At 64.8% G+C, this 19,884-nt stretch carries 17 protein-coding genes; 11 read left to right on the plus strand and 6 right to left on the minus strand.

The genetic code is table 11. From position 1 onward, the window contains the following. Window positions 1-15: 15 nt before the first annotated feature. From arcA to GJV37_RS28180, 4 genes are all read left to right on the plus strand, one after another. Window positions 16-1,272 (plus strand): arginine deiminase, encoded by a 1,257-nt coding sequence (arcA, locus tag GJV37_RS28165; protein WP_024762213.1) that lies wholly within the window; start codon window positions 16-18, stop codon window positions 1,270-1,272. A 141-nt stretch (window positions 1,273-1,413) separates the two neighbouring features. Next, entirely contained in the window at window positions 1,414-2,424 is a 1,011-nt protein-coding gene (locus GJV37_RS28170) for an ornithine carbamoyltransferase (RefSeq protein WP_024762212.1), read from the plus strand. A gap of 71 nt (window positions 2,425-2,495) precedes the next feature. Beyond that, window positions 2,496-3,428 carry a carbamate kinase gene (arcC, locus tag GJV37_RS28175; RefSeq protein ID WP_024762211.1) on the plus strand — a complete coding sequence of 311 codons (933 nt, stop codon included), beginning with the start codon at window positions 2,496-2,498 and terminating at the stop codon, window positions 3,426-3,428. 266 nt (window positions 3,429-3,694) lie between these two features. Next, on the plus strand, window positions 3,695-5,593 hold the full coding sequence (locus GJV37_RS28180; RefSeq protein ID WP_193453201.1) for a beta-ketoacyl synthase: 1,899 nt from the start codon (window positions 3,695-3,697) through the stop codon (window positions 5,591-5,593). A gap of 67 nt (window positions 5,594-5,660) precedes the next feature. Here GJV37_RS28180 and GJV37_RS28185 read toward each other — a convergent pair whose 3' ends face one another. After that, window positions 5,661-6,485, minus strand: a complete 825-nt coding sequence (locus GJV37_RS28185) for an HDOD domain-containing protein (RefSeq protein WP_089285862.1) — start codon at window positions 6,483-6,485, stop codon at window positions 5,661-5,663. 193 nt (window positions 6,486-6,678) lie between these two features. Here GJV37_RS28185 and GJV37_RS28190 point away from each other — a divergent pair, with 193 nt between their 5' ends. After that, window positions 6,679-7,218, plus strand: a complete 540-nt coding sequence (locus GJV37_RS28190; RefSeq protein WP_193453202.1) for a type 1 glutamine amidotransferase domain-containing protein — start codon at window positions 6,679-6,681, stop codon at window positions 7,216-7,218. An 81-nt stretch (window positions 7,219-7,299) separates the two neighbouring features. Then, on the plus strand, window positions 7,300-8,496 hold the full coding sequence (locus tag GJV37_RS28195; protein ID WP_193453203.1) for a class I SAM-dependent rRNA methyltransferase: 1,197 nt from the start codon (window positions 7,300-7,302) through the stop codon (window positions 8,494-8,496). A gap of 141 nt (window positions 8,497-8,637) precedes the next feature. Here the strand turns inward: GJV37_RS28195 and GJV37_RS28200 are convergent, their stop codons facing one another. Continuing rightward, on the minus strand, window positions 8,638-8,952 hold the full coding sequence (locus tag GJV37_RS28200; RefSeq protein WP_024762207.1) for a hypothetical protein: 315 nt from the start codon (window positions 8,950-8,952) through the stop codon (window positions 8,638-8,640). Window positions 8,953-9,329: 377 nt separating this feature from the next. Between GJV37_RS28200 and ilvD the strand changes: the two genes are divergently transcribed. Next, a complete protein-coding gene (gene ilvD / locus GJV37_RS28205) occupies window positions 9,330-11,168 on the plus strand; it encodes a dihydroxy-acid dehydratase (RefSeq protein WP_170859011.1) in 1,839 nt (612 codons plus the stop codon). A 66-nt stretch (window positions 11,169-11,234) separates the two neighbouring features. Here the strand turns inward: ilvD and GJV37_RS29735 are convergent, their stop codons facing one another. Further along, window positions 11,235-11,690, minus strand: a complete 456-nt coding sequence (locus GJV37_RS29735; RefSeq protein ID WP_170859012.1) for a pilin — start codon at window positions 11,688-11,690, stop codon at window positions 11,235-11,237. Window positions 11,691-11,959: 269 nt separating this feature from the next. On the opposite strand from GJV37_RS29735, the gene GJV37_RS28215 reads away from it, so the two are divergent. Beyond that, the gene (locus tag GJV37_RS28215; protein ID WP_024762204.1) at window positions 11,960-13,351 is read left to right on the plus strand and encodes a nucleobase:cation symporter-2 family protein; all 1,392 of its coding nucleotides are present in this window, start codon (window positions 11,960-11,962) and stop codon (window positions 13,349-13,351) included. A 49-nt stretch (window positions 13,352-13,400) separates the two neighbouring features. After that, window positions 13,401-13,871, plus strand: coding sequence for a metallophosphoesterase family protein (locus tag GJV37_RS28220; protein ID WP_170859013.1), 471 nt, complete (start codon window positions 13,401-13,403; stop codon window positions 13,869-13,871). Here the strand turns inward: GJV37_RS28220 and GJV37_RS28225 are convergent. Continuing rightward, the gene (locus GJV37_RS28225; protein ID WP_084358832.1) at window positions 13,868-14,470 is read right to left on the minus strand and encodes a cupin domain-containing protein; all 603 of its coding nucleotides are present in this window, start codon (window positions 14,468-14,470) and stop codon (window positions 13,868-13,870) included. The genes GJV37_RS28220 and GJV37_RS28225 overlap by 4 nt on opposite strands. A 296-nt stretch (window positions 14,471-14,766) precedes the next feature. Here GJV37_RS28225 and GJV37_RS28230 point away from each other — a divergent pair, with 296 nt between their 5' ends. Both GJV37_RS28230 and hisD read left to right on the plus strand, forming a co-directional pair. Further along, window positions 14,767-15,816 carry an ABC transporter substrate-binding protein gene (locus tag GJV37_RS28230; RefSeq protein ID WP_193453204.1) on the plus strand — a complete coding sequence of 350 codons (1,050 nt, stop codon included), beginning with the start codon at window positions 14,767-14,769 and terminating at the stop codon, window positions 15,814-15,816. Window positions 15,817-15,828: 12 nt separating this feature from the next. Continuing rightward, entirely contained in the window at window positions 15,829-17,088 is a 1,260-nt protein-coding gene (gene hisD, locus GJV37_RS28235) for a histidinol dehydrogenase (protein WP_193453205.1), read from the plus strand. Between the two features lie 40 nt (window positions 17,089-17,128). Here the strand turns inward: hisD and GJV37_RS28240 are convergent, their stop codons facing one another. Further along, window positions 17,129-18,502 carry a GTPase/DUF3482 domain-containing protein gene (locus GJV37_RS28240; RefSeq protein WP_193453206.1) on the minus strand — a complete coding sequence of 458 codons (1,374 nt, stop codon included), beginning with the start codon at window positions 18,500-18,502 and terminating at the stop codon, window positions 17,129-17,131. After that, window positions 18,495-19,871 carry a DUF2868 domain-containing protein gene (locus GJV37_RS28245; protein ID WP_193453207.1) on the minus strand — a complete coding sequence of 459 codons (1,377 nt, stop codon included), beginning with the start codon at window positions 19,869-19,871 and terminating at the stop codon, window positions 18,495-18,497. Before GJV37_RS28245 ends, GJV37_RS28240 begins: the two co-directional genes overlap by 8 nt. Window positions 19,872-19,884 lie beyond the last annotated feature (13 nt).

The raw sequence follows: 19,884 nt of genomic DNA on the forward strand, positions 1-19,884 counted from the left end.
TCCTGGAGACATCTCATGAGCACGGAAAAAACCAAACTTGGCGTCCATTCTGAAGCTGGCAAACTACGCAAAGTGATGGTCTGCTCGCCCGGACTCGCCCACCAACGCCTGACCCCGAGCAACTGCGACGAGTTGCTGTTCGACGACGTTATCTGGGTGAACCAGGCGAAGCGTGACCACTTCGATTTCGTCACCAAGATGCGCGAGCGTGGCATCGACGTCCTCGAAATGCACAACCTGCTGACCGAGACCGTCCAGAACCCCGAAGCCCTCAAGTGGATCCTCGATCGCAAGATCACCAATGACAGCGTCGGCGTGGGCCTGACCCAGGAACTGCGCGGCTGGCTGGAAAGCCTGGAACCTCGCAAACTGGCGGAATTCCTCATCGGCGGCGTGGCCGCTGACGACATCCCCGAAAGCGAAGGCGCCAAGGCGCTGAAGATGTACCGTGACTACCTCGGTCATTCCAGCTTCCTGCTGCCGCCGCTGCCCAACACCCAGTTCACCCGTGACACCACCTGCTGGATTTACGGCGGTGTGACCCTGAACCCGATGTACTGGCCGGCGCGACGTCAGGAAACCCTGCTGACCACCGCGATCTACAAGTTCCACCCGGAATTCGTCAACGCCGACTTCGAAGTCTGGTACGGCGACCCGGACAAGGATCACGGCATGTCCACCCTCGAAGGTGGTGACGTCATGCCCATCGGCAACGGCGTCGTACTGATCGGTATGGGTGAGCGCTCCTCCCGCCAGGCCATCGGCCAGGTCGCCCAGGCACTGTTCGCCAAAGGCGCAGCGGAGAAAGTCATCGTTGCCGGCCTGCCCAAGTCCCGCGCCGCGATGCACCTGGACACCGTCTTCACCTTCTGCGACCGCGACCTGGTCACCGTCTTCCCGGAAGTGGTGAAAGAGATCGTCGCCTTCACCCTGCGCCCGGACGAGAAGAGCCCCTACGGCATCAACGTCCAGCGCGAAGACAAGGACTTCATGACCGTCGTCGCCGAGAGCCTGGGCCTGAAGAAACTGCGCGTGGTCGAAACCGGCGGCAACAGCTTCGCCGCCGAGCGCGAGCAGTGGGACGACGGCAACAACGTGGTCTGCCTGGAGCCGGGCGTGGTGGTCGGTTATGACCGCAACACCTACACCAACACCCTGCTGCGCAAGGCCGGTGTGGAAGTCATCACCATCAGCGCCGGCGAACTGGGCCGTGGCCGTGGCGGCGGTCACTGCATGACCTGCCCGATCATCCGCGACCCGATCGACTATTGATCGACGGTACGGACAAGAACGCGACTACAACCCACAGAGCGCATTGATCTGAAAAAGGCGGCCCAAGCCAGGGCCGCCTGCCCCGCCAGCCACGAGCTGTACTGACGAGGCCCAGCTTTCCATCCCACAAGGAGAACGAACATGGCTTTCAATATGCACAACCGCAACCTGCTCAGCCTGATGCATCACAGCACTCGCGAGTTGCGCTACCTGCTCGACCTGTCCCGCGACCTGAAACGCGCCAAGTACACCGGTACCGAGCAACAGCACCTGAAAGGCAACAACATTGCGCTGATCTTCGAGAAGACCTCGACCCGCACCCGCTGCGCCTTCGAAGTCGCCGCCTATGACCAAGGCGCCAACGTCACCTATATCGACCCGAACTCCTCGCAGATCGGCCACAAGGAGTCCATGAAGGACACCGCCCGCGTACTGGGCCGCATGTATGACGCCATCGAATACCGTGGCTTCAAGCAGGAAATCGTCGAAGAGCTCGCCAAATACGCCGGCGTCCCGGTGTTCAATGGCTTGACCGACGAGTACCACCCGACCCAGATGCTGGCCGACGTCCTGACCATGCGTGAGCACAGCGACAAGCCCCTGCACGACATCAGCTACGCCTACCTGGGCGACGCCCGCAACAACATGGGTAACTCCCTGCTGCTGATCGGCGCCAAGCTCGGCATGGACGTGCGCATCGCTGCTCCCAAGGAACTCTGGCCGACCGACGAGCACGTCGCCGCCTGCAAGAAATTCGCCGAAGAAAGCGGTGCCCGCATCACCATCACCGAAGACCCTAAAGTCGCCGTCAAGGGCGTGGACTTCATCCACACCGACGTCTGGGTATCGATGGGTGAGCCGGTGGAAGCCTGGGGCGAGCGCATCAACGAACTGCTGCCCTACCAGGTCAACATGGACATGATGAAAGCCGCTGGCAACCCGCGCGTGAAGTTCATGCACTGCCTGCCAGCCTTCCACAACAGCGAGACCAAGGTCGGCAAGGAAATCGCCGCCAAGTACCCGAACCTGAAGAACGGTATCGAAGTGACCGAAGACGTCTTCGAATCCCCGTACAACATTGCCTTCGAGCAAGCGGAAAACCGCATGCACACCATCAAGGCAATCCTCGTTTCGACCCTCGCCGACATGTAATGCCGGGCCGCCCCGGGCCGCGCCACAAGCGCCGGTCCGGGCGCGTTTCCACTCTTTCGGAGGTACTGAATATGCGTATCGTCGTCGCATTGGGCGGTAATGCCCTGCTGCGTCGTGGCGAGCCCATGACTGCTGACAATCAACGCTTGAACGTTCGCATTGCTGCCGAACAGATTTCCAAGGTCGCTCCCGGCAACGAGCTGGTGATCGCCCATGGCAACGGCCCGCAGGTCGGCCTCCTGGCCCTGCAGGGCGCGGCCTACGATAAGGTCGCTCCCTATCCGCTGGACGTTCTCGGCGCCGAAACCGAAGGCATGATCGGCTACATGATCGAACAGGAAATGGGCAACCTGCTGCCGTTCGAAGTGCCGTTCGCCACCATCCTCACCCAGGTCGAAGTCGACGCCAAGGACCCGGCCTTCCAGAACCCGACCAAGCCCATCGGCCCGGTCTACTCCAAGGAAGAGGCCGAAAGCCTCGCCAAGGCGAAAGGCTGGAGCATCGCCCCTGATGGTGACAAGTTCCGCCGCGTGGTGGCGAGTCCGCGTCCAAAGCGCATCTTCGAAATCCGCCCGGTCAAGTGGCTGCTGGAGAAAGGCACCATCGTCATCTGCGCAGGCGGCGGCGGTATCCCGACCATGTACGACGAATCCGGCAAGAAACTCTCCGGCGTCGAAGCGGTAATCGACAAGGACCTGTGCTCCTCGCTGCTGGCCCAGGAGCTGTCGGCTGACATCCTGATCATCGCCACCGACGTGGACGCAGCCTATATCGACTGGGGCAAACCGACCCAGAAGGCCATCGCCCAGGCACACCCGGACGAACTGGAACGCCTCGGCTTCGCCGCCGGCTCCATGGGTCCGAAGGTCATGGCAGCCATCGAGTTCGCTCGCGCCACCGGCAAGGATGCGGTGATCGGCTCGCTGGAAAACATCGTCGCCATCACCAAAGGCGAATCCGGCACCCGCGTCAGCACCAAGAAGGCTGGCATCGAGTACCGTTAAGTCCTGTCCTCAGCAAAGGCAATATCGAAACGGGAGCCCCCACGGCTCCCGTTTTCGTTCAAGGCCCCTGCGCGATTTGCCCGGAAACTCGTCGCCTACTTCCGACAATTCCTGGCGCAAGCGTGACTCGGCAGTCATCATCCTCGTCAGCTAAAGCATTCGAATCACTAGAAGCCACCGCCTGGCTTTGTGCCACCGGGCCGCGCCTCCCTGCGCAACTGGCGCCCAGTCGCACAAGATGCACTTGCTGAAGGAGTTTCCGAGAGATGTCTCGACTACCGGTCATCGTTGGTTTTGGTGGATATAACGCGGCAGGCCGCAGTTCCTTCCACCATGGGTTCCGCCGCACCGTCCTCGAATCCATGGAGAGCGCCGCCCGCCAGGAAACCCTCGCCGGCCTCGCGGTGATGATGAAGCTGGTGAAAGTCGTCGACGGCCAGTATCAGGATGCCGACGGCAAAGCCCTCGATCTGGTTGCCATCGAACAACGCTTCGGGCAGCAGATTCGCCAGTCCACCCTGATCCGTCGCATCGAGCTGCAGTACCTCGACGTCGACGCCGCGCACTGCCATAAAAGCTTGACCGTCAGCGCAGCCGGCGCTCCCGTGACCTTCACCACCCTGCGCAAGCAACTGCCCGAACCGCTGCCGGCCAACTGGTCGGTGGAAGAGACCGAAGGCGGCGAAGTCCGCGTCACCCTGCACGACAGCTGCGAATTCAAGGTCGACAGCTACCGCGCGCTGCCGGTGAAATCGGCCGGCCAGTTGCCCACCGGCTTCGAGCCGAGCGAACTGTACAACTCGCGCTTCCACCCGCGCGGGCTGCAGATGTCCGTGGTCGCCGCCACCGACGCGGTGCGCTCCACCGGCATCGACTGGAAGACCATCTGCAACGCCGTGCAGCCTGACGAAATCGCCGTGTTCTCCAGCAGCATCATGAGCCAGCTGGACGAAAACGGCTTCGGCGGCCTGCTGCAATCGCGCCTGCGCGGCCACCGTGTCTCGGCCAAGCAACTGCCGCTGGGCTTCAACAGCATGCCCACCGACTTCATCAACGCCTACGTGCTGGGCAGCGTCGGCATGACCGGCAGCGTCACCGGCGCCTGCGCCACCTTCCTCTATAACCTGCAGAAAGGCATCGACGTCATCACCAGCGGCCAGGCCCGCGTGGCCATCGTCGGCAATGCCGAGGCGCCGATCACCTCCGAGATCATCGAGGGCTACGCCGCCATGGGCGCGCTGGCCACCGAGGAAGGCCTGCGCCTGATCGAAGGCCGCGATGATGTCGACTTCCGCCGCGCCAGCCGCCCGTTCGGCGACAATTGCGGTTTCTCCCTGGCCGAGTCCGCGCAGTACGTGGTGCTGATGGACGACGCCCTGGCCCTCGAACTGGGTGCCGATATTCACGGTTCTGTGCCGGACGTGTTCATCAACGCCGATGGCTTCAAGAAATCCATCTCCGCGCCCGGCCCGGGCAACTACCTGACCATGGCCAAGGCCGTGGCCGCCGCCGCGCAGATCGTTGGCGAGAAAAGCGTGCGCCAGCACAGCTTCGTCCACGCCCACGGTTCCAGCACCCCAGCCAACCGCGTGACCGAGTCGGAAATCCTCGACCGCGTCGCTACCGCCTTCGGTATCGAAGGTTGGCCGATCACCGCAGTGAAAGCCTTCGTCGGCCACTCCCTGGCCACCGCCAGCGCCGACCAGTTGATCTCGGCACTGGGCACCTTCCACTACGGCGTCATCCCCGGCATAAAGACCGTGGACACCTTCGCCGACGACGTCTTCAAGGACCACATCGCCCTCTCCAACACCGATGTGCGCCGCAACGACCTGGAAGTCTGCTTCATCAACTCCAAGGGTTTTGGCGGCAACAACGCCACCGGCGTGCTGCTGTCCCCAGCGGTGACCGAAAAGATGCTGCGCAAGCGCCACGGCGATGCTGCCTTCAACGACTACCAGGCCCGTCGCGAAGCCACCCGCGCCGCCGCCCGCCAGTACGACGAAGCTGCGACCCAGGGCCGTTTCGACATCATCTACAACTTCGGCAACGACATGATCGACGAGCAGGCCATCGAGATCAGCGACCAGGGCATCCAGGTCCCCGGCTTCAGCCAGACCATTGCCTACAAGAAGGACGAGCGCTTCAGCGATATGATCGACTGATCACCGACGTTGAACGAAAAAGCCGGGTAGATTCCCGGCTTTTTCATGCCTTTCACCACAGGAGCGATCAGTACGTCCCCTGCCCCACGCCCAGCTCGAGAATACTGCCCTTGAGATTCTCGAAGTCGTATTCGGTGAGCCCGACGTAATCGAGTACCAGCGCGCGCACGCTCTCCCACTCGTGGTCCTCGTCCTGGTTACCCAGCACGCGGTAGGAACCGCAGATATGCTCGGCCATCTTCAGGATCGCCAGCAGGTTCTTCAGCTGGGTGTCACGGGAGTTGTCGTCGCTGAAGATCGACAGCGCATTGTGGTGGTTGGCGATGGCCTCGCAGACGTGCTCCGGCAAACGCCAGGAGCGCGCGGTAAAGTAACCGACGACCGCATGGTTGGTATTCAGCACGCGGTTCTCGGTGTCCACCACGCGGCGCTCGTCGCTGGCGCTGGCATACGCCTCCTCCAGCACCGCCATGTAGTGCGGGAAGCGCTTGAGCATCAGCGGAATGCCGCAATTGTGGAACAGCCCCAGCGCGTAAGCCTCGTCCACCGACTCGTAGCCAATGCGCTTGGCCAGGGTCAGGCAGCTCATGGCCACGTCCTGCGCCGTATCCCAGAAGCGATTGAGGGTAACGATGGTGTCGTCGGTCATCTCCCCCTTGATCGACTGGGCGTTGATCAGGTTGATCACCGAACGGCTGCCCAGCAGGTTCACCGCCCGCTGGATCGATGTGATGCGGTTGGCCAGGCCGAAGAACGGCGAGTTCACCAGCTTCAGCAGCGCACCGGACAGCCCCGGGTCCTGGCTGATCAGCTTGGCGATCGCCTTCAGGTCCGGATTGGGCATGAACTGCTCCATCTGCAGGTCAACCATGATCTGCGGCTGCGGCGGCACGCTGATGCCCTGCAGGGCCTGACGGATCTGTTCGGCGGAGAGTTCTTGGGACATGTAGGCGCGGACTGGAAAGTTGACGGGGCGCACAGTTTACCCAGAGCAACGCATTCTGGAACTGCCGTTTTAGACTGAACTTTCATCGGCTGCTGTGTCGGAACCTTTACACCCAAGCGGAAGAAATGGGAGACACGCCATGAGCCAGACACTCAAAGGCAAGACCATCGCCATCCTGGTCACCGATGGCTTCGAACAGGTCGAACTGACCGGCCCGCGCGAGGCGCTCGAGGAGGCCGGCGCCAAGGTGAGGATCCTCTCCGACAGCACCGACAAGGTACGCGGCTGGAACCATGACAAGCCGGCTGACTGCTTCAAGGTCGACAGCACTTTCGAGACCGCCCGCATCGATGACTATGACGCGGTGCTGCTGCCCGGCGGCGTGATCAACGCCGACCAGATCCGCAACCTGCCCAAGGCCCAGGAAATCGTGCAGAAGGCTAGCGAGGCCGGCAAACCCATCGCCGTGATCTGCCACGGCGCCTGGCTGCTGGTCTCCGCCGGCCTGGTGAAGGGCAAGACGCTGACCAGCTGGAACTCGCTCAAGGACGACATCAACAATGCCGGCGGCCACTGGGTCGACCGCCAGGTGGTCAAGGACGGGCACCTGATCAGCAGCCGCAAGCCCGACGATATCCCCGCCTTCAACAAGCAGCTGATCGAAACCCTCGCCGCCTGATCCGATCAAAAGCGCGTGCGCCCTGCTCCGGGGGCGCGCGCTGCTGCGCTATAATCCCGCTCTTTTGCCGGAGCCTTCCCCATGACCCTGCCCAGCCTGCGTCTGAAAGCCAACGCCGAGCGCCGCCTGCGCGCCGGCCACCTGTGGGTCTACAGCAACGAAGTGGACGTCGCCGCCACCCCGCTGAACGGCTTCGGCGCCGGCGAACAGGCCATCCTCGAAATGGCCAACGGCAAGCCGCTGGGCATCGTCGCGATGAGCCCGAACAACCTCATCTGCGCCCGCCTGATTTCCCGTGACATCAAGCACGTTCTCGACAAATCGCTACTGGTTCACCGCCTGAATGTCGCCCTGAGCCTGCGCGAGCGCCTGTTCGACAAGCCGTTCTACCGCCTCGTCTACGGTGACTCCGACCTGCTGCCGGGTCTGGTGGTAGACCGTTTCGGCGACGTACTGGTGGTCCAGCTCGCCTCGGCGACCATGGAGAAGCACCGCGACGACGTACTCGCCGCCCTGCTGCAGGTGCTCAAGCCCAGCGCCGTGCTGTGGAAGAACGACTCCAGCGCCCGCGATGCCGAAGGCCTTGAGCGCTACGTCGAGAACGCCTACGGCGAAGTCCCGGAATGGGTCGGCCTGGAAGAGAACGGCGTGAAGTTCGAAGCCCCAGTACTGGCAGGTCAGAAGACTGGCTGGTTCTACGACCACCGCATGAACCGCGCCCGCCTGCAGCCCTATGTGCAGGGCAAGCGCGTTCTGGACCTGTTCAGCTATATCGGCGGCTGGGGCATCCAGGCCGCAGCCTTCGGCGCCAGCGAAGTGATGTGCGTCGATGCCTCCGGCTTCGCCCTGGATGGCGTGGAGCGCAACGCCACCCTCAACGGCCTGGCCGAGAAAGTCGCCTGCGTGGAAGGTGACGTATTCGATGCCCTGCGCGAGCTGAAGGCCGCCGACGAGCGCTTCGACGTGATCGTTGCCGACCCGCCCGCCTTCATCAAGCGCAAGAAGGACCTGAAAAACGGCGAGGCCGCCTACCGCCGCCTCAACGAACAGGCCATGCGCCTGCTGTCCAAGGATGGCGTGCTGGTGAGCGCCTCCTGCTCGATGCACCTGCCCGAGGACGACCTGCAGAACATCCTGCTGGGCAGCGCCCGTCACCTGGACCGTAATATCCAACTGCTGGAGCGCGGCGGCCAGGGCCCGGACCACCCCGTCCACCTGGGGATCCCGGAAACCCGCTACATCAAGAGCCTGACGGTGCGTCTGCTGCCCAACGGCTAAGGCATCACCGCACGCCCCGTATTTCATTCATCGGCACAGGGCGGATAAAGCGGAACGCTTTATCCGCCGTCTCTGCACCCGATTCCGCGGATGGCGGATAACGCTTGAGGCGTCATGCGCCCTCTGGTCGAGGGGAGCACATCATTTCACCGGCATCAGCGAATCCGCCTCGCTGAGCACCGCTTTACCAGTCTTGCGCTCGAACAGGCACAACTCGCGGCCTGGCTTGCCCTTCATGTGCTTCTGCGCATAGGTCCCCCCGATCATCAGCGCTGTATAGCCCACGCTGTCGTCGAACAGCACCGGAGTCCCCAGCACCTTCTTGTTCTGCAGATGACTCAGCGCCAGGCAGGCCTCGCGCTGCTGCTTGTCCTGCGCCTGCCAGGCCGCGTCGGACGAGGCCTGCACGCTGCCGGCAAAGACTGCAGCCAGCAGAGCAATTGAGATGACTTTCATGGGGTTGCTCCTTCAACGAACGGGATCGAAAAGCGCCAATGGCCATTCTGACCATGCCAGCGCGGCGAAAGTCTATGGCCCGCGCCGACCGCCAGCCTTTCCCTGGCGGCAAGGCCCGGCGTAGAATCCGGCTCATTCCTGCCATTTATCCCCCGGCGGGCCTGTGAGCCCCGGCCGAGCAGGCGGTGACCCCGCCAAGCCCCGCGCCGACCTCGCCCATGCAAGGCCATCTGCTGTTTGCATCCGGTGCGTACCGCGCTCACGATACGACTTAGAGTCTGCTCAAGGTCTCGCCGGCCAGCGCCATCCGCTGCACACCGCCGCACTTAAAGACCCGGATCGACTCCCACCGTGCACCTGAGCCGCAGGAACCTGTCATGCCCGATTACCGTTCGAAAACCTCCACCCACGGCCGCAACATGGCCGGCGCCCGCGCCCTGTGGCGCGCCACCGGGATGAAGGACGAAGACTTCAAGAAACCGATCATCGCCATCGCCAACTCCTTCACCCAGTTCGTGCCCGGCCACGTGCACCTGAAGGACCTGGGCCAGCTGGTCGCCCGCGAGATCGAAAAACACGGCGGCGTGGCCAAGGAATTCAACACCATCGCCGTGGACGACGGCATCGCCATGGGCCATGACGGCATGCTCTATTCCCTGCCGTCGCGCGAGATCATCGCCGACTCCGTGGAATACATGGTCAACGCCCACTGCGCCGACGCCATCGTCTGCATCTCCAACTGCGACAAGATCACCCCCGGCATGCTGATGGCCGCCCTGCGCCTGAACATCCCGGTGGTATTCGTCTCCGGCGGCCCGATGGAAGCCGGCAAGACCAAGCTGGCCAACCACGGCCTGGACCTGGTGGACGCCATGGTCGTCGCCGCCGACGACTCCTGCTCCGACGAGAAGGTCGCCGAGTACGAGCGCAGCGCCTGCCCGACCTGCGGCTCCTGCTCCGGCATGTTCACCGCCAACTCGATGAACTGCCTGACCGAAGCCCTGGGCCTGTCGCTGCCGGGCAACGGTTCGACCCTGGCTACCCACGCCGACCGCGAGCAGCTGTTCCTGCGCGCCGGCCGCCTGGCCGTCGAGCTGTGCCAGCGCTACTACGGCGAAGGCGACGAGTCCGTGCTGCCGCGCAACGTCGCCAGCTTCAAGGCGTTCGAGAACGCCATGACCCTGGACATCGCCATGGGCGGTTCGACCAACACCATCCTGCACCTGCTGGCCGCCGCCCAGGAGGCGGAGATCGCCTTCGACCTGCGCGACATCGATCGCCTGTCGCGCAAGGTGCCGCAGCTGTGCAAGGTCGCGCCGAACATCCAGAAGTACCACATGGAAGACGTGCACCGCGCCGGCGGCATCTTCTCCATCCTCGGCGAGCTGGCCCGTGGCGGCCTGCTGCACACCGACGTACCGACCGTGCACAGCCCGAGCATGGCCGACGCCATCGCCGAGTGGGACATCACCCAGACCCAGGACGAGAAGGTCCACACCTTCTTCAAGGCCGGCCCCGCCGGTATCCCGACCCAGGTGGCGTTCAGCCAGAGCACCCGCTGGGACAGCCTGGATGACGACCGCGCCGAAGGCTGCATCCGCAGCGTCGAGCACGCCTACTCCCAGGAAGGCGGCCTGGCCGTGCTGTACGGCAACATCGCCCTCGACGGCTGCGTGGTGAAGACCGCTGGCGTGGACGAGTCCATCCACGTGTTCGAAGGCCGCGCAAAGATCTTCGAAAGCCAGGACGGTGCCGTGAAAGGCATCCTCGCCGACGAAGTGAAACCGGGCGACATCGTGATCATCCGCTACGAAGGCCCGAAAGGCGGCCCGGGCATGCAGGAAATGCTGTACCCGACCAGCTACCTGAAGTCCAAGGGTCTGGGTAAGGCCTGTGCCCTGCTCACCGATGGCCGCTTCTCCGGCGGCACCTCGGGCCTGTCCATCGGCCACGCCTCCCCGGAAGCCGCAGCCGGCGGCGCCATCGGCCTGGTGCAGGACGGCGACAAGGTGCTGATCGACATCCCCAACCGCAGCATCAACCTGCTGGTCAGCGATGAAGAACTGGCCACCCGCCGTGCCGAGCAGGACAAGAAGGGCTGGAAGCCGGCGCTGCCGCGCGCGCGCAAGGTGAGCACCGCGCTGAAAGCCTACGCCCTGCTCGCCACCAGCGCCGACAAGGGCGCGGTGCGCGACAAGGCGCTGCTGGACGGTTGAGTCTGGCGGTGACATGAAAAAGCCCGGCGAATGCCGGGCTTTTTTGTGGGTGAAAAAGGCGCTGGATCAGCCCTCCTCATCGGACTTTGCGCATCCACCTGTGCCAGTCTTGACACCACGCTCATCGTTACAGATGGTTCCCGACAGGTTCCAGTTGATCGTGCCGGACTTGGAGTCCGTTTCAGGCTTCAGGGACAGCGCCAGAGAATTGCCGTCAGCGTCAGTTGCGCTTGTGGTGGCCTCGATCACCCCATCCTTAACCGAGTATCCGGTTGGCACGTTCGAAGTCGCGAAAGTTTCCGGTATCCCAAATGCCCCGGCTTTGCATTCCGTCATTTTCCCCGTCTCGACAATGCACATGCCGACCGCCGTCTTGATTCCGGACATTTCCGCGAGCGCAGCGGTGGCCTTTCCACGAGAGGAATAATTGGAATAGATGGGGATGGAGATAGACGCCAGGATCCCGATGATCGCCACGACGATCATCAACTCGATCAGGGTGAAGCCTTGTTGTTTAGCCATCTGCGTATCCCTCTGGATTGAGCCGGAACTCCGAATGGCTCCGGATGCCTTCCAGTGAAGTCACGCCACCTGGCTCGCACATTCAGACATGTCCGCGCACCCTGTTGAAAATTCGGCACTTTTCCCTGTGCCGAAAGCCCCGGCAGTACACCTGCCCTGCCAGGACGTAGGAAAACGGTCTTCCCCGTTTATCCCTCCTTGCCTCATGGCACTGTGCGATCCCGCCTCGGGCCAGTAAAATCGCGCTCTTTTTTCCCGGACCGCCGCCCATGAGCTCCCTCGAGAACCCGTCCGCCGCCAAGGACCAGCCCGACCTGGTCTACGGCCTGGAAGACCGCCCCGCCCTGCCCATCGCCCTGCTGGCTGCGCTGCAGCACCTGCTGGCGATCATCGTGCCGATCGTCACTCCCGGCCTGCTGATCTGCCAGGCGCTGGGCGTGTCGCCGCGCGACACCAACCTGATCGTGTCGATGTCGCTGGTGATCTCCGGCATCGCCACCTTCGTCCAGTGCAAGCGCTTCGGGCCGTTCGGCGCGGGCCTGCTGATCGTCCAGGGCACCAGCTTCAACTTCGTCGGCCCGCTGATCGCCGGCGGGGCGCTGATGGTGAAGAACGGCACCCCGGTGGAAGCGGTGATGGCGGCGATCTTCGGCGTGGTCATGGCCGGCTCCTTCGTGGAAATGGGCGTGTCGCGCATCCTGCCCTTCGTGAAGCGCCTGATCACCCCTCTGGTCACCGGCATCGTGGTGCTGATGATCGGCCTGACCCTGATCAAGGTCGGTCTGATCAGCATGGGCGGCGGCTTCTCCGCCATGTCCAACGGCACCTTCGCCAACGGCGAGAACCTGATGCTGTCGGGCCTGGTGCTGGCGATCATCGTCATCCTCAACCGCATCCCGGTGGTGTGGATGCGCAGCGGCGCCATCGTCATCGCCCTGGCCGTGGGCTATGCGCTGGCCGGTTACCTGGGCCGCCTGGACTTCACCGGCATGCACGAGGCGCCGGCCTTCCAGGTCCCGGTGCCGCTGCACTTCGGCCTGGGCTTCTCCTGGAGCCTGTTCATCCCGATGCTGGTGATCTACCTGGTCACCTCGCTGGAAGCCATCGGCGACGTCACCGCCACCAGCAAGATCTCCAAGCAGCCGGTCGAAGGCCCGCTGTGGATGCAGCGCATCAAGGGCGGCGTGCTGGTGAACGGCGCCAACTCGCTGCTGGCCGGCCTGTTCAACACATTCCCCAGCTCGGTGTTCGCGCAGAACAACGGCGTGATCCAGCTGACCGGCGTCGCCAGCCGCCACGTCGGCCTGTGGATCGCCGCGATGCTCATCGTGCTGGGCCTGTTCCCCAGCGTCGCCGGGGTGATCCAGGCCGTTCCCGAGCCTGTGCTCGGCGGCGCGGTAATGGTGATGTTCGGCGCGGTTGCCGCCTCGGGCATCAACATCCTCGCCGGCACCCATCTGGACCGCCGCGCGCTGCTGATCATCGCCGTCAGCCTGGCGCTGGGCCTGGGCATTTCCCAGGTACCGGAGTTCCTCGCGCACATGCCCCACGCAATCCGCAATGTGCTGGAATCAGGCGTGGCCACCGGCGGCATCTGCGCCCTGCTGCTGAACTGGTTCCTGCCCGAGTCCGACGCCGCCAAGGCCTCGCACAACGGCTGAGCCGCCACGACGCCACCTTCGGGTGGCGTCGTCGTTTATGCTCCCTGGTATGACCACATCCCTGCGCATCGGCGTCATCGCCGACACCCATGGCCTGCTGCGCCCCGAAACTTTGGAGGCGCTGCGCGGCTGTGAGCGCATCCTGCACCTGGGCGACATCGGCCCTGCCTCGCTGCTCGATCAGCTCGGCGAACTCGCCCCGCTGGAAGTAGTGCGCGGCAACAACGACACTGACGACTGGGCCGGAGCGCTGCCGGAAACGCTACTGCTGGAGCTGGGCGGGCTGCGGCTGTACCTGATCCACGACCTCAAGCAGTTGGCCATCGATCCGGCAGCCGAAGGCATCGACGTGGTGCTCGCGGGGCATTCACACAAGCCGCTGAACGAGGTGCGCGAGGGCGTGCTCTACCTGAATCCGGGGAGCGCGGGCCCACGGCGCTTCAAGCTGCCGATCAGCGTGGCGGTGCTCCATCTGGAAAACCGCCGGGCGCATGCCGAGCTGCTGGTCTTGGTGCCTTAGAAGGTCGGCGGCGACACCGCACTGATCACCTCGCACTCTTCCTCGAATGGGTTGCGCATGCGGTGCGGCAGCCGGCTGTCGAAGTAATAGGCATCCCCCGCTTCGAGGATTCGCACCTCGTCGCCCACGGTCATCTCCAGCCGCCCCTTGACCACCACGCCGCCCTCTTCGGCTTCATGGCTGTAGGGCTCCAGGCCGGTATCGGCGTTCGGTGCGTAGCGTTCGTGGAGGATCATCATCGACGACCCCCTCAGGTTGGCGCCGACCTGGCGGTAGGACAGGCTTTTGCCATCGGCCAGCTCCACCAGTTCGTCGGCGCGATAGAACACCGCGCGGTCGCGCACCGGCGCCGCGGAGAAGAAGTTGCTGAGGGTCACGCCCAGCGGCTCGAGAATGCGCTTGAGCACGCTGACCGACGGGCTCTGCATGTCGCGTTCGATCAGCGAGATATTGGGGTGTGAGACGCCGCACCGCTCCGCCAGTTGCCGGATGGACAAGCCCTGCCCCTGGCGCAGGTCGCGCAGGCGGCTGCCGAGGCTCTCTTCGGCAGGAGATGGCGTGTCGGCGACGCCGACCACAGTGCGATGAACATCCGACATGCTGCTTTCCTCGTTCCAGCCGACGCAGGGAAAGGCACCGGCGGCGCGCAGTCTAGCATCCTTCCCCCGCCCCACTCTGAGAGCAATCGAGGTGCACGCCACGGTGTTCGAGGATTAAGTGGTAAATATTTTTACCGATTTTATTTCATTACTTATCAATAGGTTATAAGCGAAAAACAACGAAATACGGGCCATGGCTCGGGCATGGGGGATTGCCGCCGCCGATCTTCACTGGTAAATATTTTTACCACTCGAGTGAAACGACAAGAACAATCCACTTCGCCTGAGGTAACTCCATGTACCCGGTAGCACGCTCGATTTCGTCCACGCTCGTCGGCGTGACCTTGCTTGGCGCGGCCCTCGCCGCCCAAGCACGCGATCTCACCGTCATATCCTGGGGCGGCAACTTCCAGGATGCGCAGCGGGAAATCTATTTCAAACCCTTCGCCACGCTCACCGGACAGCGTGTACTGGACCAGAGCTGGGACGGCGGCATCGGCATCCTGGAAACCAAGACCAAGGTCGGCACGCCGCCGTGGGATGTGGTCGAGGTGGAAGCCGAAGACCTCGCGCTGGGCTGCGAGGCCGGGATCTACGAACCCATCGACTGGAACCAGGTCGGCAACCGTGCCGACTTCCTCCCCGGCGCCGTGAGCGACTGCGGTGTCGGCGCCATGGTCTGGTCCACCGGGCTGACCTACGACGCCAGCCGCCTGACGACCGCACCCAGCAGTTGGGCGGACTTCTGGGACGTGAAGAAATTCCCCGGTAAGCGCGGCCTGCGCAAGGGGCCGAAATACGCGCTGGAAATCGCCCTGATGGCGGATGGCGTGGCGCCCGCCGATGTCTACAAGGTCCTGCGTACGCCAGAAGGCGTGGACCGCGCCTTCAACAAGCTCAACGAGCTGAAGCCCAACCTGGTCTGGTGGGAAGCCGGTGCCCAATCGCTGCAACTGCTGTCGGCCAACGATGTGGTGATGACCTCCGCCTACAACGGCCGGATCAGCGGCTTCAACCGCAACGAAGGACGCAACTTCAAGCTGGTCTGGCCCGGCAGCATCTACGCCATCGACTCCTGGGTGGTGCTCAAGGGCACGCCGAACAAGGACGCCGCCATGCGCTTCATCGGCTACGCCAGCCAGCCGGAAAACCAGGCCAAGCTGCCGCCCTACATCGCCTACGGCCCGACCAACACCCGCGCCAACGACCTGATCCCGGCCGAACTGCGCGAGGAACTGCCGACCACCCCGGCCAACCTCGCCCAATCCCTGCCGCTGGATGTCGACTTCTGGGTCGACAACATCGAAAACCTGAACCAGCGCTTCAACGCCTGGATCGCTCAGTAAGACGAGGAACACATGCCTATCTACATCAAAGCCCCGGAACCCAAGCGCGAGCAGGAATCCCGCGAACTGCGCGAGATGATCGCCGCCCTGATGAACGACGTGCAGGAGCGTGGCGACGCCGCGCTGCGCGACTACAGCGAAAAGTTCGACGGCATGCGCCTGGAGCAGTTCGAAGTCACCGCCGAGGAAATCGAGGCGGCGCGCCAGGCCTGCGACGAGCAACTGCTGGCCGACATGCGCTTCGGTATCGAGCGCATCCGCGCCTTCGCCGAGGCCCAGTTGAAGACCCTGCAACCGCTGGAGGTGGAAACCCTCCCCGGTCTGCACCTGGGACACCGGCTGATCCCGATCCAGCGAGTCGGCGCCTATGTGCCCGGCGGCCGCTATCCGCTGCTGTCCACCGCGCAGATGTCGATCATTCCAGCCAAGGTGGCCGGGGTCGAAGAGATCATCGTCTGCACCCCGCCCAAGGTGCACCCGGCGGTGCTCTATGCCGCGCACCTGTCCGGCGCCACGCGCATCTTCCGCGTTGGCGGCGCGCAGGCGATCGCCGCCTTCACCCACGGCACCGAGAGCATTCCCAAGGTCGACAAGATCTGCGGCCCGGGCAACATGTACGTCAACGAGGCCAAGCGCCAGGCCATCGGCAGCGTCGGCATCGACCAACTGGCCGGCCCTTCGGAAATCTTCACCCTGGCCGACGACAGCGCCGATCCGAAGATTCTTGCCGCCGACATGCTCGGCCAGGCGGAGCATGACGTGGAGACCCGCGTCGGCCTGATCACCACCTCGCGCGAGGTGGCAGAGAAGACCCTCGCCGAGGTCGAGCGGCAATTGACCCTGCTGGCCACCCGCGAGGTCGCCGAGCAGTCCTGGCGCAAGCGTGGCGAGATCGTCCTCTGCGACAGCCTGGAAGAGGCCATCGCCTACTCCGACGAGGTGGCCGCCGAACACCTGCAGGTGCATACCCGCGATCCGCACGGCGTGGGCAAACGCCTGCGCAACTACGGCTCGCTGTTCATCGGCGTGGAAGCCTCGGTGGTGTATTCCGACAAGATCAGTGGCACCAACCACACCCTACCCACCGGCGGCGCCGGCAAATACACCGGCGGCGTCTGGGTGGGTACCTTCATCAAGGTCTGTACCCACCAGTGGCTCGACCAGCGGGGCGTGGAGGCCGTGGCCCCGGTGGCCGTGCGCCAGTCGACCCGCGAGGGCCTGGAAGGGCATCGCAAGGCGGCGGAGATTCGCTACCACTACGATGTCGTCTGAGTAAGTAACTGCGCACGGCGCCCTGCCGTGCGCAGCTTCATCAAGGCTCCAGCAACTGCATGGCCAACTGCGCCACCGCCTCCTGCCGCTCGATCTTCTCGCTGCGCCGCTTGCCATTGAGACCCGACCACTCCGGATGCGCCCGCGCCTTGCGCAACGCCTCGGGCAGCTTGCCCTCGCGCCATTGCTTGTCCTCCGGCGACTGCAGGTGGATCGCCTCCACCGCCGCATGCCCGCGAGTCTGCAACGCCGCCAGCAATTGCCGCTGCCGCAGCGCCAGCAGGCGCAGCACGCTGTCGTCCACCGATAGCTCGCGGCTGCCCTTGAGCTTGCCCAGCAGGCGCTGGCCGTAGTGGCCGACGGTCTGCCAGGCGCCACCGGCGATGGCGCCCAATGCGGTGGCTGCGCCAAGGGTCAGGCCACCCACCAGCAGATCGATCCCCGCCCCCGCCGCCGCGCCGGCCGCAACGCCGCCGCCGAGTCGGATGCCCAGCTGACGCAGGGTTTCCGGGTTGAACAGGTCATCGCCCCAGCGGCCGTCCATCAATGGCAGATCAGCCGCACGGGCATCGTCCTTGCGGAAGGCGTAGAGGCTGAGCAGCGCCTTGACGCAGGTATCTTCGCGCTGGCGCACCTGGTTGCGCAGGGTCTCGGTAGCGGCGCGCACGGCGGCATCGCCTGCCGGCACCAGTTGGCGACAGGCGGCGACATCCACCAGCAGTTCGGCAATTAGCCGAGCTCCGGCTTCGCGGCGAGCGACAGCTTGCGCTTCATGATCGGCCACCAGTCGATCCAGTTGCGGGCGCGCACGCTCCATCAACAGTGCAAGGCTTTCGTAGAGGCGGCGCTCACCGTCCAGCGGCGGCGCCACGCTGTCGAAGCGCACCAGCGCGTGCAGACCGAGGCGGGACAGCGCCTCGCGCCACTGCTCTTCGCGGTGCTGCGGGCTGGCGACGAAATTGAGCACCGGGAGCAACGGCCGGGCGCAGGCAGCCAGTACCGCCAGCTCGTCGCGGTACTTGGCCAGAACCGGCTCGCGGGCGTCTATCACGTAGAGGCCGCCGTCGGAGGCGAGCAACTGGCGCAGCACCTTGGCTTCCTGCTCGAAGCGCCCGCGGGCTTCGCTGCCGTCGAGGAAACGACGGAGTTTCTCCGGGCCATCCAGGCGCTCGCCGGGGCGCTCCAGGCCGTCGAGGAAATCGCGCAGGGCAATGGCGTCTTCCAGGCCCGGCGTGTCATACAGCTCCAGCAGCGGCTCGCCGTCCACAGACAGGCGTGCACCTTCCACATGCCTCGTGGTGCTGGGACGGTGTGAGACTTCGCCGAAGCCCACATCACGGGTCAGGGTCCGCAGCAGCGAAGTCTTGCCAACGTTGGTGTGGCCGACCACGGCCAGTTTCAGCGCATCAGTCATGCCCGGTCTCCAGCCAGCCCAGCGGGGATGCCGAGGTGTGCGGCAAATTCAGGCGCTCGATGCCGGCGTGCCAATCGCCCAGGCGCTCGGCGTCCAGTGCTTCGCCTTGTGGCGCCTGCAGCAGCCAGATGCGAGTGGCGGCGGCGCAACGCGACAGTTCGGCGATCAACGCCAGGGTGCCGCGATCCGGCGAGCGGCGCGGGTCGCAGGCGATCACCAGGCGCGCTGGCGGGTAGCGCGTCAACTGCTCCAGCAGGCGGCGGCGCTGGGCGCCGTCGTCGAGGTCGCCGGCATTGGCAATCCCTGCCGGCAGCTTCGGCGGCCAGTTGGGTCGGTCCAGCAGTTCGATGGAGACCAGCAGCGCGCCATCGGCGGTGGACGCCGGCAGCTGCGCTTGTGGCTCGACCAGCTCATCCGGTGCGGCATCGCTGACACCCAGCCGTTCGCTGGCAGGCATCAGGCGTTCGCGCAGCAGGGCGTAGCCGGGCAGCGAGACATCCAGCGCCAGCTGCGCGCGCCCGCGCTTCCAGCGCCACAGGCAGAGCAGCCAGAGCGCGCCGCGCAGCAGCACGCCATACACCAGCAGGATACCCACCAGCCAGCCGGCCCAGGCGTGGCGCGCGTTCTCGCTGGCCACCAGGGCATCGCCACTGGCGCGCACCAGCTCCGAATCCGGCTGCGGGAAGCCAAGCAGCGACGGCAACGCGCCGAGGCCGTGGGTCAACGCAATGAAGGTGTCACCACCGAGGATGGTGGTCTCCCAGACGAAGCCGTAGCGCCGCGTCGCCAGCAGCGCCAGCATCACGCCCAGCGCAGTCGTGAGCGCGACGAACCACAGACCGTGGACCAGCAGGCCGAGTGCCCAGCGGGTCAGCTTCTGGCGATCCAGCAGCACCAGCAACGCCGGCGCCAACTGCGCCGCGTGGGCATCGCGGGCGAGCTTGCCGCTCAGCCACAGCCACAGGCGCCCGAGCGCGCCGGCTGCCTCGCCGCCGGCGAAGAAGGCCAGCGTCCAGCCAACCAGCGTAATCAGGTGCAATCCGAGCAGACTCGCCAAAGCCCAGAAGACGTTGACCGGGCGCTGCCCGTCGCCGAGCGCGGCGAAGGCCAGGCCACCGCCAGTGAAAAGCGCCAGGGCCAGCAGCAGGTAGATCGACAGGCGCGCACCCTGGGCCCAGGTGCGCAGCGCAGCGCGCTGGCCGTCGCGCTCGGCCAGCAGCAGTGCGCGGCTCTGCAGGCGCTGCGCGAGGTCGCCGCCGACGACGACGGCGCGGCGGTTGGCTTCGCTGTCTTCCAGGGGACCGACCTGTTCCTCGCGCAGGCGTACGGCCTCGCACAGCCACAGGGATTGGAGGGGGGACTCGCTCACAGCGTCTCCGGCA

The organism is Pseudomonas nitroreducens, from assembly GCF_010994165.1.
Lineage (GTDB): Bacteria > Pseudomonadota > Gammaproteobacteria > Pseudomonadales > Pseudomonadaceae > Pseudomonas > Pseudomonas nitroreducens.

What these genes read in the sequence shown, in the direction of transcription:
- arcA (WP_024762213.1), top strand. Translation starts at nt 16, where the DNA reads ATGAGCACGGAAAAAACCAAACTTGGCGTCCATTCTGAAGCTGGCAAA.
- GJV37_RS28170 (WP_024762212.1), top strand. Translation starts at nt 1,414, where the DNA reads ATGGCTTTCAATATGCACAACCGCAACCTGCTCAGCCTGATGCATCAC.
- arcC (WP_024762211.1), top strand. Translation starts at nt 2,496, where the DNA reads ATGCGTATCGTCGTCGCATTGGGCGGTAATGCCCTGCTGCGTCGTGGC.
- GJV37_RS28180 (WP_193453201.1), top strand. Translation starts at nt 3,695, where the DNA reads ATGTCTCGACTACCGGTCATCGTTGGTTTTGGTGGATATAACGCGGCA.
- GJV37_RS28190 (WP_193453202.1), top strand. Translation starts at nt 6,679, where the DNA reads ATGAGCCAGACACTCAAAGGCAAGACCATCGCCATCCTGGTCACCGAT.
- GJV37_RS28195 (WP_193453203.1), top strand. Translation starts at nt 7,300, where the DNA reads ATGACCCTGCCCAGCCTGCGTCTGAAAGCCAACGCCGAGCGCCGCCTG.
- GJV37_RS28200 (WP_024762207.1), bottom strand. Translation starts at nt 8,952, where the DNA reads ATGAAAGTCATCTCAATTGCTCTGCTGGCTGCAGTCTTTGCCGGCAGC.
- ilvD (WP_170859011.1), top strand. Translation starts at nt 9,330, where the DNA reads ATGCCCGATTACCGTTCGAAAACCTCCACCCACGGCCGCAACATGGCC.
- GJV37_RS29735 (WP_170859012.1), bottom strand. Translation starts at nt 11,690, where the DNA reads ATGGCTAAACAACAAGGCTTCACCCTGATCGAGTTGATGATCGTCGTG.
- GJV37_RS28215 (WP_024762204.1), top strand. Translation starts at nt 11,960, where the DNA reads ATGAGCTCCCTCGAGAACCCGTCCGCCGCCAAGGACCAGCCCGACCTG.
- GJV37_RS28220 (WP_170859013.1), top strand. Translation starts at nt 13,401, where the DNA reads ATGACCACATCCCTGCGCATCGGCGTCATCGCCGACACCCATGGCCTG.
- GJV37_RS28225 (WP_084358832.1), bottom strand. Translation starts at nt 14,470, where the DNA reads ATGTCGGATGTTCATCGCACTGTGGTCGGCGTCGCCGACACGCCATCT.
- GJV37_RS28230 (WP_193453204.1), top strand. Translation starts at nt 14,767, where the DNA reads ATGTACCCGGTAGCACGCTCGATTTCGTCCACGCTCGTCGGCGTGACC.
- hisD (WP_193453205.1), top strand. Translation starts at nt 15,829, where the DNA reads ATGCCTATCTACATCAAAGCCCCGGAACCCAAGCGCGAGCAGGAATCC.
- GJV37_RS28240 (WP_193453206.1), bottom strand. Translation starts at nt 18,502, where the DNA reads ATGACTGATGCGCTGAAACTGGCCGTGGTCGGCCACACCAACGTTGGC.